Raw genomic sequence first — 15065 nt, forward strand, 5'->3', positions numbered from 1 at the left:
CCTGAAACAGCAGCTTTGCCGTTCAGGTTTGGGCTAATAATGAATTAAAAATCGATACTAAAATTGGCAACCACTTGGCGCGGCGGGATATATTCGTCACTAACAACACCGCTGCCATAAGGGTCCACAAAGCGGCCCACGATGTTAGCTTCGTCGGTTAAATTGGTGGCGGTTACCCAAGCTCGCCAATTACCTTCGAAGGGCTCGTATTGCACAAATAGATTAAACTGGTCGTAACCGTCCACATGGCCTACGTCGGTATTAAAAATGCGAGATTCATAATCGCTTTTATAGAGATATTCCACACGAGAAGTGATTAATCCAAAGTCACCTAACTCGGTGTACAGTGTGGCATTTAAGCCGCTACTGAACTCAGGCAAATTGGCTGGTGTGTTGCCTTCGGTATTAACGGTGGCGGAACCACGAGCCAAAAACCACTCATAACTCCACTCATAGGGTGCGGTACCATTTGCGATTGCTTCTGCGCCTGCGGCATCCGCCACGCGTCGATCTAATGCGTAGTACTCATCCGAGAATTCGCCCTCCAACACGGTGGCGTTGAAACCCAACTCCAACATACCTTCCATCAAAGCCAGTTTGGTTTCTAATTCCATCCCATAAATATTGGCTTTTGGAATATTGCCTAAACCACCGGAATACGGAATCGGATCTTCCTGGATATATTGCATGTCTTGATAATCGGAGTAAAACACCGAGGCGTTAACTGTGAGGGCGTTTTCCAAAAAGATATTTTTAGTACCCAACTCGTAAGTTGTGACAATCTCGGGCTCAATGGTGGTACTAACTACCATGGCGTTCACCGCGCCTGAATTAATACCGCCGGTTTTATAGCCACGAGACGCCACCGCGTAAATCATATTGTCTTCGGTTAAGTGGTAATCGATGCCTATTTTTCCGGTCACTTCCTCGGCGCCAAAACTGCTGGGGTTTGGCTCGGCGAAATAGGTAGAACCTAGGCCATCAAAGCTATCGTCGTTGTAACGCAAGCCAGCGGTAAGGCTCAGTTTATCGGTTAAGTTAAATGTGCCCTGGGCAAAGGTAGCCCATGAGGTTCTATCCACCGTTGAGCGCTCGGAATAAGAAAGATTGGCTGGGATATCGCTGGCGGCGGTACTGGGAGACAGTATGGGTGTCGGGTCGCTAACATCTGTTCCGGCGTATTCATTTACGTACTGGCCGCTTTCTGATTCCAGATAAAAAGCACCCACCACCCACTCAAACGCACCATCGGTATTAGAGCTTAACGACAGCTCCTGCATGTAGGTTTCTGCGGTGGTGGCCCAAACGGCCACGTGATCATAGCCACCGAACAACTGCGCTGTGCTGCGGTCGGTATCAAACGACTGGGCGTGGTCCATGTCTTGGTAGCTGCTGGTGGATTTTAACGTCGCAAACGGTAATTCCCAATTAATAATGGCAGTGGCAATATCCATATCCATATCAAACTTGCCTGGAAAATCCTGGGAAACAACGCGCTCATCACGGTTAGGGTCGTCAACGGCTTTTAACGCCGCGGCGTTGTGGTGATCTTTATAACGCTGGCCCATTACCAGCACGGATAAAGAATCCGTCGGTTCCCACAGTGCAGAGATACGCGCATTTTGATTATCGGCGTCGTCTAAATCGTAGCCGCCATCAATGCCATTAGATTCCGAATAGCCATCGTGACTGGTGTCTTTTATTACGCCTCGAATGGCGAAGTTTTCGCCCACAGGAAGATTCACCGCCACCTGGCCTTCACGGTAATTGTAGTTGCCCAACCCCGCTTGCACCTCAGCACTGAACTCGCCCATTTTGGGTTTTTTACTGATGACATTGAGCGTACCGCCGGTAGACGCCGCACCGAATGCAGTGCCTTGCGGGCCACGTAGAACTTCGATGTGTTCTACATCTAAGAAGCCCATATTCAAAGCAATATTATTGGTGATATAGGCGCCGTCCATATGGAAGGAAACACCGGGTTGGCTATAAAAGTTTTGCGGCGTTTGCGATCCCACGCCCCGGATACTTACCATTCTTTCTGCGCCGCCACTTTTGTTGACTTGTAAGCCTGGCACGTAGCCATTTAAGCCTGTGGCGTCAGTGATGTTGGCCTGCTTCATTAATTCGTCGCCGACGGCGGTAATCGAGGCGGCGACATCCTGCAGATTGACTTCGCGCTGGTCGACGGACACGGTTACGGTGACTTCTTCAATATAATCACCGCTCGTTGTACGATCTACGACATCCATCCCCTCTTCAGCCGCGTACGCTTCTGGAAAGGCACAGATGATCGACAGTAAAGTGGTGTGTAGTGATAATTTTTTAAACGGCAGGTTCTGCATTGTCTTTCCTCTGTAATTGGCAACCACGAACGATCATAAAAATCGAACCTATATTTTTGAAAGCGCAGAAGCGACAGCAGTTTATTAGAATGTTTTTGTCCTGTACAAGCAGCGGACCGTACATTGACAAAACCTCTTTACAGAGGAGGTACTGTTCTCTTCTATGGCAGCAAACGATGTTCACTAGAGCTTGCCAGCTAGGGTTTGCTTACAATTCATACTACTGCAAGATGTTTATAGAAAATTGATAAAATATGTATGAGTAATGTGGAATCAGCGAATTAGATTTAGCGTATACATGCAGCGCTGAGAGCCGCGCCTGAGCAGCGTTAATACCTATGCACCTTTTTAGACAGTAGTTTGTGGGGCTTTCCCCTTAGCTCACGCCCCTCGTTGGAGCATGAAATTTTGATCCAGCGGCGCAGGCGAGCCAGATTGAAGCATGAGCAAATTTCATAAAGATATTAGCTGACGCTGTTACGCATTGATATGAATCAAATAAATCCTTTTAAATCAATCACCTCGCTTTTTAGTATCCGTCGACGTGCCTGCGTTTAGCCTCGGCTGCCAGCGGCAATAACATTTCTTCAAAAACCGTGGCACGTTTACTGCTCCTTCGATTGTACTCGCCTGGCAAACGGATAGCATTCGTTGAAGGCAGCTTGGATCAGTCGCATTTTTCGTATCAATGCTTTTTTCTGCTAACTGTTTCCAGCGTCGCGGCTCTTTCCAATCAAAGTTCCAACGAAAGGCCTGATATTCCATTGTCCGCCAGAGACAATCCGAAAACAAAGAGGTGCCCCCCTATGAGCTCATGGAAATTATCCACCGATAGCTGCCCGGAATTTGAACGCTCTGCCGCTTGGCAAAATGCACTAACCCGACTGTGTTTGCCCGATTGTAGCTTTACCCAACACGACCACGATTTCCGTGGCAACGTTAGTAGCATCAATTCACCCCAGGGAATCGAGTTCTCCATTATCACCGGCTCGCCGATGGAGATAGCGGGTAAATGCAGCGAACTGCCCTACTCGTTTTGGTTGGCACTGTTGCTAGAGGGGGATTTTTCGCTTAAATACAAAGGCATGGAGTACCCAGCCCGAGAAAACTCCATTATTTACGCCCCCACCGGCTTAGATATGACTCTATCCGTCCAATCCGATTTTAAAATCTTGTATATGAATGTACCCAAGGGCTTAATTCATAAGCGACTGCTTAACCTGGATACCATCAACGTTGGTTACCTTCCCTGCGAATCCGGTTTAAATAATGTGTTTGCCTGCATGCTTGGCGCATTGAGCGACAACATAGAGTGCTTGGAATCCGAAGCCCTGCGGCCGGTGGAAATCGCCTTAACGGAGTTCCTAATCAGCAATCTAATCCACCAAAGTGGCGTCTTAGATTTTGGCAGCACCGCGAAGATCGACCAATTTAAACGCATTTGCCATTTGATAGACGCCAATCTATCAGATCCTGATTTATCGCTCAATTTAGTGGCAGTAAAAAATAAGGTGAGTGCTCGGTATATTCAGAAGCTGTTTGAATCAAGCGGCACCAGTTTTGTAAGCTATGTGCGTTCGCGCCGACTGGAGCGTTGCCGTTACGAGTTGAGCCATCCCGAGTATCAGCATTTGTCGGTATCCGATATTTGCTTCCGCTGGGGCTTTAATGACGCAGGCCATTTTAGCCGAGTATTCCGCAGTGAATTTAATACCACACCCCGTAACTATCGCCGGGAACATTGCGCCGCATTGCAAGTCGGGTAGTTGAGTGGAGAACAACACGTTGGGTTATAGCCTGACTGGTACAGTATAAACCGAGGCGGTATCCTCGCCGCCGCCCCTCCTCTCTTATTGCTAGCCTAGCCCTATGTCCCCCCAAGCATTGGATATTTCTGCCCAACACTCAGACTGCGAAAAAATCGACGATACAGACACGACAAAAGACACTTCTAAAACGATAAAAAAAAGGGCCAAATAGTTGGCCCCAAACAAACGAATTAGCTTCTAACGCTAAGCCTATCCTGAATCACTCTACCTTAAATACCCCATCTTAAATATCCCGCCTCAAATATCCAGCACCAAACGCTTGGACTTGGCACCGGAGCAACAGGTCATAATGGTTTGATTACTGGCTTTTTCTGCGTCGGATAAAACACCGTCGCGGTGATCTGGTGTACCTTCTAGTACCGCCACCTCGCAGCTGCCGCACAGGCCCTCTTCGCAGGCATAGGTCACATTGATTTTGTGCTGCTTTAGTACCGATAGGATAGATTCGTCTTCTGCCACTTCTACCTCTAGGCCAGAACGCGCCAGCTTTAGGGTGAATCCGCCGCCGGCGGCAACCAGGTCGTCTGCACTGAATCGTTCGCTGTGTTTACGGTTTTCGGGAATGACTTGAAAAGTATCGTCGAAGTCATCCAGCAACCGGGTTGGGCCACAACAGTAAAAGTGGGCACCAATGGGCGCGTTGTCTCGAATGCAACGCAGTTCCATGCGTTGTTGTTCGGCAGAATAGTAAATATGCGCCGTACCAAAGTGTACATCGGCTAGCAGACTGGCCAGAAGCGAAGCCATGGGCGCACTCTGTGGTGTTTTAGCACTGTAGTGCAAAGTCCAGGGACGTTGCTGTCGCTCCAACTGGTAAATCATGGCCAAAATCGGCGTTACGCCAATGCCACCGGCAATTAATACACTGTGGTTTGCCTGCGCATCCAAGGCAAAATGATTTCTTGGTGCGCTGACGTTTACCGAATCGCCGGCGTGTAACTGGCTGTGAATATAGTCAGAGCCGCCGCGGCTTTGTGGCTCCCGCGCCACCGCAATTAAATAACGGTGTGTTTCGTCATCGCTATTACACAGGGAATATTGCCTGATTGCGCTGGGGGTATGCACATCGATGTGGGCGCCGGCGCTAAAGGCCGGCAAGGCAGCGCCGTTGGCACTGCGCACATCCAGAACTTTCACGTCCTGGCCATCAAGCCAGGTATCGTGCACCACAACGGCTATGGTATCGGCCCCAGTCATTACTCACCCACGGCGGCTTGCTGTTTGATGTCTTCCCAGTGGGCACGGTAGCGCGGTACCAACCAGGTGTTGAACTGGCGCTGAGCACCCTCCTGCCAAGAATAGCGTCCCCTTTTGGCAAACCGTGATCGCAGACCAATTTGCACCAGCTCATCTACGTGCACGTCCTGTGCGTTAATATCTAAGGCGCGCTCTAACACCATTTCCATTTTGTTGTCGAACTCAGGGTCATCCATGGCGCCTTTGGCAAATAGCACACCCAGATCCAACTTGTGGCTCTCTGGTCCGTCGGCTCGCAAAATCAGGTAAATCACGGCATCGCTGGTTAGCACCAATGACAGGGTCGGTGGCAAGTTGGCAAAGGCCATGCGATTACGCTCTTCTTCGGTAAGCTTGGGGAATACCGGCATCAGCGCTTTTTGCGTGGGGTTAAAGCTGGCATCTTTGTGCAAGGTACCATTGGTGCGGAAAAAGCCCGCGGTATTTTCTGGCAGCTGCTCTGGGAACTCGGCCAAATCGCTGGGAATGTAATCGTGGAATTCACCCTGGTGCAGTTTATTAGCGTGGTAGCCGTCGTTGTTGTTTTCGAACATGACTTTCCAGCTGAATTCGTATTTGATGTTTCTGTCCGGCACTGGGCCTTCGGCATTTTCAATGTCGTAATTAGCTAAAATGGGCTCTAGCGCGGCCAAACGAGGGGTTAACGGCTCTGCGTCATCATTGAAGTTGATGAAAATAAAGCCGTGCCATATTTCCAACTTAAATACTGGCAGACTGGATTCTTCCTTGTGGAAGTCACAGGTTTTTTCCATAGCCGGCGCGTTAATGAGTTCGCCTTTAAGGTTGTAGATCCAGTGGTGGTAAGGGCAGGTGAAGGTTCGGGTGTTTCCAGAGCCTTCGGCGACCAACATGGCGCGATGTTGGCAGACCGATGACATCGCACGAATGGTGCCGTCTCGGTCGTGAACGACAACAATGGGTTCATCAATGATCTCAGAGGTATAGAAATCGCCTGGGTTGGGAATCCAGTCTACCCGGCCTACGCACAGCCACTCCTTGTCGAATAAGGCCTTTTTCTCAAACTCAAAAAAGCCTGCATCGGTGTAACACAGTGGAGGGAGTGTCTCTGCTTTATCGATGTCCAACACCGAGCTGTTCAATTCGTCAAAAAACATATCGGTTAAAAAAGTCTTACTCATAGTCACTCCTAACAGCAACCCTTCTGGCTGCACTGATTTGCGGTACTCGTCGAGAACTTAAAACGCTTGCCCGGTTTACCGTGTTACTTTGAAGGTTTAATGCTAATGCAGCGCCCGGCAAGAAGATTGTTCAATCGCGTACAAGTTTTAGTGCGCCGGCGCATTGCAGCGGCGTAAAAAAAGCCCACAAGATAGACGAGTGGGCTTGGAGCAAGGGTTCAGAAACGGGTTTTGGCAGACGCTATTCGGCTACCGGGATAGGCTTGTCACCTTTTACCCACAAGCGGTGGGCCATGCGCTGGTACTTTTTGTCGTCGTAGCGGGTGCCGGTATGCAACGTACATCGGTTGTCCCACATTAGTAGGTCGCCTTTTTGCCACTTGTGGGCAAACACGTATTTATCCTGGGTAATGTAATCCACTAAACGATCTACCAATTTAAAGGCTTCGTCGTCATCCATGCCCAGGATATGCTTCACGGTGCCGGTGCTCACCCACAACGCCTTGCGGCCGTCTGCAGGGTGCACACGAATTAAAGGATGGATCACATCGGGGTTTTCTTGGCGCAGTTCATCGGTGATTTCGTAGCTATTGAAGTCTCGATTTTCAATAAAATGCACTAGGGAATGGTGCACTTTAAGCGGATCTAAAAAGGCTTTCTCGTCCTCGGGCAAATCGTTGTAGGCACTGACTTGATCGGCCAATAGAGTATCACCGCCCTCTTCGGGCACGGTTACCGCATACAGCATGGTGCACATTACCGGTTCTTCTTTGTAAGAATAATCGGTGTGCCAGCCCAGGCCATCGTTGTGAGCGCCGATGGGTTCTCCGTTCTCATCCTCCATATTGGATATTTTAAATATGTGTGGATAGCCGGGCAGGCAAAACTTGGTTTGCGTGTGCAGCTCGGGCTCGCCAAAAGCGTGGATAAAGCGCATCAGGTCGTCTGGCTTCATGGTTTGATTGCGCAGTAGAATAGCGCCATGGGCGTGGAAGGCGGCAACCACTTTAGCCAGGGTTTCTTCATCTGCGCTTTGCAGATCGACATCAAATATCTGCGCTCCAAACCCGGGTTTCAGCGGCTCAATGGCAAGTTCTGCAGGGGCTTGTGTTTGTTGCATGTTTAACCTCACTTGTGCGTGGCCAACGTTATAAACGGCCACAAATGGATAATGCTGTTAGCGCATAAATTAATGCGCTGTCGACCAAATCTTGCGGACGCGGTCGCCACCGGGGCATTCCCGTGGTTATCGCAGGAATTCGTTGCATGTTAAAAACGTTGTGATCGCGCCACATACTGCTGTAGCCAGGGTGAGCCAATTGCACCGGCTGGCCACGCACAGACTGGGTGGCATGGCAGAGCGATTTCACCAGCGGCGCAACGGCGTTTTGGTCGGCCTCAAAGCCGTGCCGCACTACCACCGGTTCAATGTCGTAACCGCTAAGGTTTAAATCCATTAATACCTGTTTAATTTGATGATAGGCCTGGGTTGCGGTTTGGTGGGCGGTGAGCCCAACCTCAAGGTACAGCGAACACACGTCGGTACCGGCTCCAAAAGTCAGTGGCGAGCCGGCTTTGATGGAGTCGATTTGCACCTTGGGCATGGAAGTGCCGCCGGCGGTTTGATAGGTGTTTTCTTTTTCGTAGGCTCTGCCCCAGCGATGCAGAGCATCAATCACCGGCCCCAGCTGATAGATAGGGTTGGGATGCTCCAGTGGGTTTTCTGGGGCGTCGTAAATGGGGGTAAAAACCCCTTCGCCGATCAATTGGATTCTAAACAAGGCGTAACCGTTGCCCTGCCAGGTTACGCCCCAGTCGCAGCCCTCGGCGGCGATGGTGTAATCGGCAACCACACCACCGTGGTGGAATAAATAATGCGCACCAATATCTTTGCCCATAAAATCCACACCGCGCCACTCTTCCATGGGCTCCGGGCCAATTTCTCCTGGGCAGGCGGTTAGGTACAGTTTTCCAGCCAGCTCAATGCCAGCCGTTTTTAATGCCTTGGCGGCCATTAAAAAGCAGCTCATCGGCCCGCGGTCGTTACTGATGGGAAAGCCGTGAAACTGGCCGTCTTCCAACCAACACTGTTTCCACTCGGGGTTGGCCAGTGTGGCTGGGCTGTATTTGTGACGGTTGATATCGTCATCGGCGCTGGGGCTTTCGGTATCCAGGTGCGCGGTGAACAGCAGGTTGGCGCCGCTGCCCTTTCCACCGTATTCGCCAATCACATTTTGCCGATGGGGTACTGCACCCGCAGTACGCGTTTTAAAGCCCTCCGCTTGCAACCAGTTTTGCACAAAACCGGCGGCTTCGGCTTCCTCACCAGAGCTGCTGTGAATATTGCCCAGGGTTAACGCCAGCTCGGTGATTTCTTCGATATTAAGAGCGGCTTTAATGGCAGCCTTTTCTTGCTCGTTTACCACATAGGGCGTTTGAGTCTCTACTGGGTATAGGGAGGTGTTCATGGTTGGCTCCAGGCATGTTCAATGGCTTGGGTGGAGCTGAGTAATGCACAGTTCATGGCCATAGCTTTTAGACTGGCGGTGTGCATTTTGTCGTCGTAGGCGGCGCAGGCGTCGACGGGTAAAAATACGTGGTAATCGTGATGAAACGCATCTCGAACGGTGGATTCCACACAGCATTCGGTGGTAATTCCCGTGACCACCAAAGTATCGATAGCCTGTTGTTGCAGTAATTTACTGAAATCGGTTTGCCAAAAAGCGCTATAGCGTGCCTTTTCTATAATTAAATCACCGGGCTGTGGCAAACAATAATAAAATTCTGCGCCGGCTTCTCCCTGGCGACATATAGCGCTGTCTGCGTCGGCATCCCGGCCTTGGCGCTGCATCCATAATTTCCATGCCTGGGAATCCGTGGCGGCTTGGGTTTTAAGGGCAATAAAAATAATGGGTATGTCTACACTGCGGGCACTGGCGATTAACCGGTTGATATTATCAAAGCAAGGCTCTAGGCCACGCATATCGATACCGTACTGGCCAAGCAAACCTTCCGAGCTGGCGAAATCCACTTGCACGTCTATTACACACAGTGCCGTGCGCCCGGGAGATATCCAGGCGGGCTTTAAATCGACCATGGGTAGCTGCTCACTATCACTCATAGTAAGCTCGTAAAGCCGGTAAAATTTCGTTACCGAAATAGGTAAGGCCGGATTGATAATCATCGAAATTCAACATCACCCCATCCATCTCGGTGTTGTCGATCATTTCGATTAATTGATTTTTAACCGTCTCTGGCGAGCCAACAAACTCCCTAGCCATAAAAGCCCCCTGTGCTCGTACCACCATGGCGTTATCTTTCAGTGCCGGGTCTATGCCGTAGGAGCGCATCATGCCCTCCACTGCACCCTGGTCTTTGCCCGCCCGGTAGGACTCGGCTTTGGCCTGAGCGGCGGCGTCGGTTTCGTCAATCACCAACGTCGCCATGCAAAAACAGCTTACGGGCTCATCATATTCTTCCGCGATTTTTCTCGCCAGCCGGGTAATTTTCAGTGTTTCTGCGTCGTCTTTACCGCCGACAAAACAGGCATCGGTATTGCGCACCGAAAACCGCAGGCCGCGTTCGGATTGCCCAGCGCAGACCGTAAACGGTTTTTTGGCGGGCTTTGGCTCGGATACGCAGTCTTCAAATTTAAAATATTTACCGGCAAAATCTACCCGCTCTTGCGACCACAAGCGATGCACAAGCGTCGTCCACTCTTGGGTATACACGTAGCGCTCATCGTGATCGATTTCATCGCTCCAAGCATTCATTTGATTTAATTCATCGCGGAACGAACCCGAAACAATATTCAAACCCGCCCGGCCGCCGGAGATTTGATCTAGCGTCGTTACCATTTTGGCAACAGCACCGGGGTTCATCAATGAGGTGTGTACGGTGGCAATAATTTTGGCGTGCTGTGTGGCCTCGGCGATGCCAGCCATCATGGTCATGGATTCCATGGAGCTGCCCCAATGATTGGTTTCGCCTCCGTAACCGCGCCACTTAGCCATGGACATAATCATATCCATGCCAATTTCATCGGCCAATACCGCGGCTTGCTTATTTTGTTGGTAGGAGCCGTCCAGTAGTGGCGTGTTTTTAGAAACGATCCAGCCGCCATTGGCTATGGGTAAAAATACGCCGAACTTTTTCTTTTGGGTAGTTTTCATTATTACGCTTCCCTCGCTACATGCAATTGAACATCCGGTGCCGTGGTGGGTTCTGTGGGTAAGGTGATCTCGGCCAGCGTTTCAGTTTCATCGGCCAAATGGGGAGGCCGCATAAAAACCACCAGCACCAAAACTATGGCGGGTGTGGCCGCTATGATTAAAAATGGTGTAACAAAAGATCCAGTTAAATCGCCCAAGGCCCCGCACACAAAGGGCGCCGCTGCAGCCACCGTGGCAAACATATTCATGGTGGCAAACAACTTTAAGTAAGGTGTTGACCCAAAATAGCGTATCAGCAATACCGTGCAGGCTAAGAAGGTCATCCCAAAACCAAAGCCAATGGCTAGCGCATAGCCGATGAGCAAAATATTGGAGCTGGCAAAACTTAGCGACAACATGCCCAAGAGCAGTAACAACAATGAACCACACAGCATAAACTTGGGCTCAAAATACTCTGCAATCACACCGCCGATAACCCGCGAGAAAGAATTGCACAGTGCCTCGGCCGAAAGCAGCGAACTGGCTAAGCCAAAGGAGATACCCATTTGGGTCAGATGCGATACTGAAAAGCTGTTTACTGTGGTGCCAACAAACAACACGCTGGTGTAGGCGGCACAAATAATCCAGTACTGGGGGCAGTACAGTGCTTGCTTAAAGCTCCAGGTTTGTTTGGTTTGGTACACTCTTGGGTTGGCGTTTTCTTCGCGCTCTTCATCCACCGGTGGCCGCCGCAGGCGCTCGGAATCAGTGAATTTTAATGCCAGTAACGTCAGTAATACCGAAAATGTCATCAGGCCCAGCGTGAGCATCCAGTGCAGCCGCCAATTACCCAAGCCGCCATCGGCCAACCAAACGATAAAAGGCCCGGCCACACCACCCAAGCCACCCACGGTGTAATAAAAACCAAAGGCCGTTGCCCGCTTAACAAAGAAGTGGGTAATGATGTAAGTACCGGGAACCGAGCCCACAAAAACGTAGCCCACCCCAAGCAGAATACACCCCAAACAATAGGTAAGAGGCGATTTAGTTAGCGCCAGCGTGACAAACCCAAGCGCCAGAATTAACAATCCCAACAGCAGTGTGTTTTGCACGCCATAGCGTTCAATGGTTATGGACGGTAAATAGCCACTCAAGCCGCAGGCTAAGGCTAAAAAAGTGAAACCAAGGCCGGCGATGGTCCAATCCCAACCCAGCTCCTGCACCATAAAAGGAATCACAACACCCAGGGAGTTGAAGGTAGCTGCGGTGATGACAAAAAAGCACAAGCTAAACGTACATAAAATGAACATCGCTTGGTTTGCCGGGCTGATCTTGGGCATAGTGTTTCCTCTAAGGCGGTGTTGTTATTCAACACCGTGGCTTGGCAATGGTAACCGCCAGGGTCTCTTGCCGGCCGCCGCGCCTAAAGTACTGGCGCGGGGCTGGGCTCTGTTACCGTTTAGGCATCGTCGGGCTCACCTTTATCCATCACACTGCGTGGAATTTTGGCGTGCACACCCTGAACCGTGTCCACAACTTGGGTTACGGTAAAATCGCTGGCCACACTCATCAAAGAGTAGGCGTCGTCTCGGCTTAGGCCACGGTGCTCACCTAGCAAATCTAGCATTTCCAGCGAGGCATTTTTCATGGCCTGGTTCAGGTCCTCGTCAAAGCCGTGGACAATGAAATAGTCTGGTGTTTCCAGCAATGGCGAATTGAATGCAAAATCTTTGCGCAAAATAATCTGCATGGTTACATCCAGCGAGGCCTCAATGGCGGTACCACTGATTTCACCGTCACCTTGGGACACGTGGGGATCGCCGATGGAAAACAAGCCACCTTCCACCTGCACTGGGTAATACATGGTGGCACCAGCACCAATGCGCCAGTTATCAATGTTGCCGCCGTGCTTGCCCGGCGGAATGGTGCTCACCCTGCCACTGACATCCGGCGCTACACCGGCGGTGCCCAGATGGGGCCGCACGGGCACCCTCACACCATTGAGCGTTTTGTGACGATCGCACTCGGCGCAGTGGGTAACGGTTCCGGGGATTTCGTATTTGCCGTTGAAATCGTAGGCGTAATGACCGTGAGCCTGCATGCTGGCCATGTCCAAACGATAGATGGTTACGCGTTCTTTTTCGCCAAACTCTTTGTACAGGTGGCCCCAGTTGGCGGCCAGGTTGGAACCGTAGGAAAAGCGTGGCCGCATGGAGAGGTAGCGCACCTCTAGCATGTCACCGGGCTGAGCACCTTCAACAAAGATAGGGCCGGTCATTAAATGCACACCAGGGTTGCGGTCTTCTTCTGGGATACCCGCCCAAAGTGCCTTTAAGCCATCGTCCATCATAAGGTCTGGCGCATCACCAGCGTGGTGGGTGATGGCCTCGGCGTGCACGATATCGCCACTTTTCACCTTGATCGCAGGCGATTTGGTGGCGGAAAAATAGCCCCAATGGCAATTCTCTACCGTGGCCTTAAGGTTGTAAAACTCGTTGGGTTGACGACGGTCGGCTTCGGTTAAGTCATCGGTTTTCAATAATGACATTTGCAACTCCTATACAGTACTTTAACGGTTATCCCCGGCACTCCCGCCGAAATCCCCTGTAATACAAAGATTACCGCCCCACTTGGGCGCATTCTTGTTAATTAGCGCCCCGAAAGTTGTGCTGATTCCCCCGGCTGAAAAATCACCGAAGTCATATCCAAAGAACCGTATTCCACATAGTTAGAGCGGAATTCCACGCTGTCTTCTGGCTGGCGAGCCCCCATTACGTACAACAGCGGCAGGTAATGATCCGGACCGGGCACGGAGTACTCGGCGTCGACACCAAAGTGGAGATAATTAATGGCGTTTTCCGGTGTGTTATCGGTGATGGACTGGCGAATATAATCGCCAAAGCGCTGGGCCCAGGGATAGGTTTTGTCGCGCCCCCGCCAGTCCATCACTGCCAGGTTATGCACAATATTACCGCTACCTAAAATGAGGTAGCCCTCTCCTCGTAGTTGCGCCAGCTTTTGGCCCACACGGTAGTGATAGTCGTTACCCTTGGTTTTATCGATGGACAATTGCACCACGGGTATATCGGCCTCGGGGAAAATCTTAATTAAAATCGCCCAACAGCCGTGGTCAAAGCCCCAGCTATCGTCCAGCCGAGCCCCCTCCTCGCTCAGTAAATCAACCACCTTGGCTGCCAATTCAGGGTCGCCTGGCGCCGGGTACTGCATCTCGTACATCACCTGGGGAAAGCCGCCAAAATCGTGGATAGTGCGCGGCGCTTGGTTGGCAGTAACCGCAGTGCCTTGGGTATACCAATGCGCTGAAACGCAAATGATACCCTTGGGCTTGCCTAATTCCTGGCCCAACTGTTCCCACATGGCCGTGGCAGTATTGTCTTCCATTACGTTGCCAGGGCTGCCGTGGCCAATAAATATGGCCGGCTGAGCCTGAACGGTGGCGCGAGTATCAGTCATAATTTTTCCGTTTTCTTGTCGTTGGTCTTGACGGTTCTCGCCCTTGGCTTAAACCTAAACATCGGCCACCACTATAAACTCGGGACTGACGTGACTCTTGGCCATAGCTGCAACACAAATTGCACATTCACGCTCTAGCAACAGGCTGTTTCAAGAATTGGGGCGCAAATCGACAAGATCTAACCAGAATTGAGGCGTAGCGTTGTCAACCAAGAATTTATTTATTTGAAGTATGGGCGCAAACAGCTTTGGGTTAACTATGAAAATTGCAATCATCTGTGGCAGCCAACGGCAAAACTCACAAACCCGAAAAGTGGGTGGAACGTTACAACAACTGCTTGAAACAAGAGGCGTTGCGTCGTATTTGTTGGACTTGGCAACTTTAGAGCTGCCACACTTCGACGACAGCTTTTGGAAGCAGCCCGATGGAGCGCTGCAGCAACAATGGCAGCCCATTGGCGACCAATTATCCGAGTGCGAGGCATTAATTGTGATTGCACCGGATTGGCACGGTATGGCGCCAAGCGTGTTAAAAAACTTTTTCCTCTACTGCGGCACCAGTGAAGTGGCCAATAAGCCGGGCTTATTGATTGGCGTATCCGTCTCTTCCGGCGGCCATCTGCCGGTTACAGAACTGCGCATCAGCAGCGCGAAAAACAATCGAATTTGCTGGATACCAGATCACCTCATCGTGCGCAACGTAAAGCAATGCTTGAATTCCGCTGAGGCATCAGAGTTTAAAGACGACCTGTATATTCACGCCAGGGTAAAGCATTCTTTAGATTTACTCACCGAATACGCCAATGCATTGCAACTGGTACGCGATAGCGGCGTGGCCGACTATAAAACCTACCCTTACGGTATGTAGGC

The 15065-nt window shown here is 50.8% G+C and carries 12 protein-coding genes; 2 read left to right on the forward strand and 10 right to left on the reverse strand.

The features are described 5' to 3' along the window. Positions 1-44: 44 nt before the first annotated feature. Positions 45-2345, reverse strand: coding sequence for a TonB-dependent receptor domain-containing protein (locus ACGHM3_RS18080; protein ID WP_345426016.1), 2301 nt, complete (start codon positions 2343-2345; stop codon positions 45-47). 806 nt (positions 2346-3151) lie between these two features. Here ACGHM3_RS18080 and ACGHM3_RS18085 point away from each other — a divergent pair. Then, positions 3152-4111, forward strand: a complete 960-nt coding sequence (locus ACGHM3_RS18085; RefSeq protein ID WP_345426018.1) for a helix-turn-helix transcriptional regulator — start codon at positions 3152-3154, stop codon at positions 4109-4111. A 300-nt stretch (positions 4112-4411) separates the two neighbouring features. Here ACGHM3_RS18085 and ACGHM3_RS18090 read toward each other — a convergent pair whose 3' ends face one another. The 9 genes from ACGHM3_RS18090 to ygiD all read right to left on the reverse strand — a co-directional run bounded on the left by ACGHM3_RS18090 (position 4412) and on the right by ygiD (position 14195). Further along, complete coding sequence (locus tag ACGHM3_RS18090; RefSeq protein ID WP_345426020.1) at positions 4412-5371, reverse strand: PDR/VanB family oxidoreductase; 960 nt, start codon at positions 5369-5371, stop codon at positions 4412-4414. Continuing rightward, positions 5371-6570, reverse strand: coding sequence for an SRPBCC family protein (locus ACGHM3_RS18095; RefSeq protein WP_345426022.1), 1200 nt, complete (start codon positions 6568-6570; stop codon positions 5371-5373). Before ACGHM3_RS18095 ends, ACGHM3_RS18090 begins: the two co-directional genes overlap by 1 nt. A 241-nt stretch (positions 6571-6811) precedes the next feature. Then, on the reverse strand, positions 6812-7690 hold the full coding sequence (locus ACGHM3_RS18100) for a TauD/TfdA family dioxygenase (RefSeq protein WP_345426024.1): 879 nt from the start codon (positions 7688-7690) through the stop codon (positions 6812-6814). Positions 7691-7718: 28 nt separating this feature from the next. Further along, complete coding sequence (locus ACGHM3_RS18105) at positions 7719-9038, reverse strand: hypothetical protein (RefSeq protein WP_345426026.1); 1320 nt, start codon at positions 9036-9038, stop codon at positions 7719-7721. After that, positions 9035-9691 carry a cysteine hydrolase gene (locus ACGHM3_RS18110; protein ID WP_345426028.1) on the reverse strand — a complete coding sequence of 219 codons (657 nt, stop codon included), beginning with the start codon at positions 9689-9691 and terminating at the stop codon, positions 9035-9037. Before ACGHM3_RS18110 ends, ACGHM3_RS18105 begins: the two co-directional genes overlap by 4 nt. Further along, the gene (locus ACGHM3_RS18115) at positions 9684-10742 is read right to left on the reverse strand and encodes an LLM class flavin-dependent oxidoreductase (RefSeq protein WP_345426030.1); all 1059 of its coding nucleotides are present in this window, start codon (positions 10740-10742) and stop codon (positions 9684-9686) included. The genes ACGHM3_RS18110 and ACGHM3_RS18115 overlap by 8 nt, the downstream gene beginning before the upstream one ends. A gap of 2 nt (positions 10743-10744) precedes the next feature. Then, positions 10745-12061, reverse strand: a complete 1317-nt coding sequence (locus ACGHM3_RS18120) for an MFS transporter (protein ID WP_345426032.1) — start codon at positions 12059-12061, stop codon at positions 10745-10747. Between the two features lie 119 nt (positions 12062-12180). Beyond that, the gene (locus ACGHM3_RS18125) at positions 12181-13269 is read right to left on the reverse strand and encodes an acetamidase/formamidase family protein (RefSeq protein WP_345426034.1); all 1089 of its coding nucleotides are present in this window, start codon (positions 13267-13269) and stop codon (positions 12181-12183) included. Positions 13270-13370: 101 nt separating this feature from the next. Further along, positions 13371-14195: a 4,5-DOPA dioxygenase extradiol gene (gene ygiD / locus ACGHM3_RS18130; RefSeq protein WP_345426036.1), complete on the reverse strand. Its 825-nt coding sequence runs from the start codon at positions 14193-14195 to the stop codon at positions 13371-13373. A 259-nt stretch (positions 14196-14454) separates the two neighbouring features. Here ygiD and ACGHM3_RS18135 point away from each other — a divergent pair, with 259 nt between their 5' ends. Further along, positions 14455-15063 (forward strand): NAD(P)H-dependent oxidoreductase, encoded by a 609-nt coding sequence (locus ACGHM3_RS18135; RefSeq protein WP_345426038.1) that lies wholly within the window; start codon positions 14455-14457, stop codon positions 15061-15063. Positions 15064-15065 lie beyond the last annotated feature (2 nt).

It is taken from the genome of Halioxenophilus aromaticivorans (genome assembly GCF_042850945.1).
GTDB classification, from domain to species: Bacteria; Pseudomonadota; Gammaproteobacteria; order Pseudomonadales; family Cellvibrionaceae; genus Halioxenophilus; species Halioxenophilus aromaticivorans.

Coding starts and splice junctions, on each gene's coding strand:
- ACGHM3_RS18090 (WP_345426020.1), bottom strand. CDS start 5,371: ATGACTGGGGCCGATACCATAGCCGTTGTGGTGCACGATACCTGGCTT.
- ACGHM3_RS18125 (WP_345426034.1), bottom strand. CDS start 13,269: ATGTCATTATTGAAAACCGATGACTTAACCGAAGCCGACCGTCGTCAA.
- ACGHM3_RS18135 (WP_345426038.1), top strand. CDS start 14,455: ATGAAAATTGCAATCATCTGTGGCAGCCAACGGCAAAACTCACAAACC.
- ACGHM3_RS18085 (WP_345426018.1), top strand. CDS start 3,152: ATGAGCTCATGGAAATTATCCACCGATAGCTGCCCGGAATTTGAACGC.
- ACGHM3_RS18110 (WP_345426028.1), bottom strand. CDS start 9,691: ATGAGTGATAGTGAGCAGCTACCCATGGTCGATTTAAAGCCCGCCTGG.
- ACGHM3_RS18080 (WP_345426016.1), bottom strand. CDS start 2,345: ATGCAGAACCTGCCGTTTAAAAAATTATCACTACACACCACTTTACTG.
- ACGHM3_RS18115 (WP_345426030.1), bottom strand. CDS start 10,742: ATGAAAACTACCCAAAAGAAAAAGTTCGGCGTATTTTTACCCATAGCC.
- ACGHM3_RS18120 (WP_345426032.1), bottom strand. CDS start 12,061: ATGCCCAAGATCAGCCCGGCAAACCAAGCGATGTTCATTTTATGTACG.
- ACGHM3_RS18105 (WP_345426026.1), bottom strand. CDS start 9,038: ATGAACACCTCCCTATACCCAGTAGAGACTCAAACGCCCTATGTGGTA.
- ygiD (WP_345426036.1), bottom strand. CDS start 14,195: ATGACTGATACTCGCGCCACCGTTCAGGCTCAGCCGGCCATATTTATT.
- ACGHM3_RS18095 (WP_345426022.1), bottom strand. CDS start 6,570: ATGAGTAAGACTTTTTTAACCGATATGTTTTTTGACGAATTGAACAGC.
- ACGHM3_RS18100 (WP_345426024.1), bottom strand. CDS start 7,690: ATGCAACAAACACAAGCCCCTGCAGAACTTGCCATTGAGCCGCTGAAA.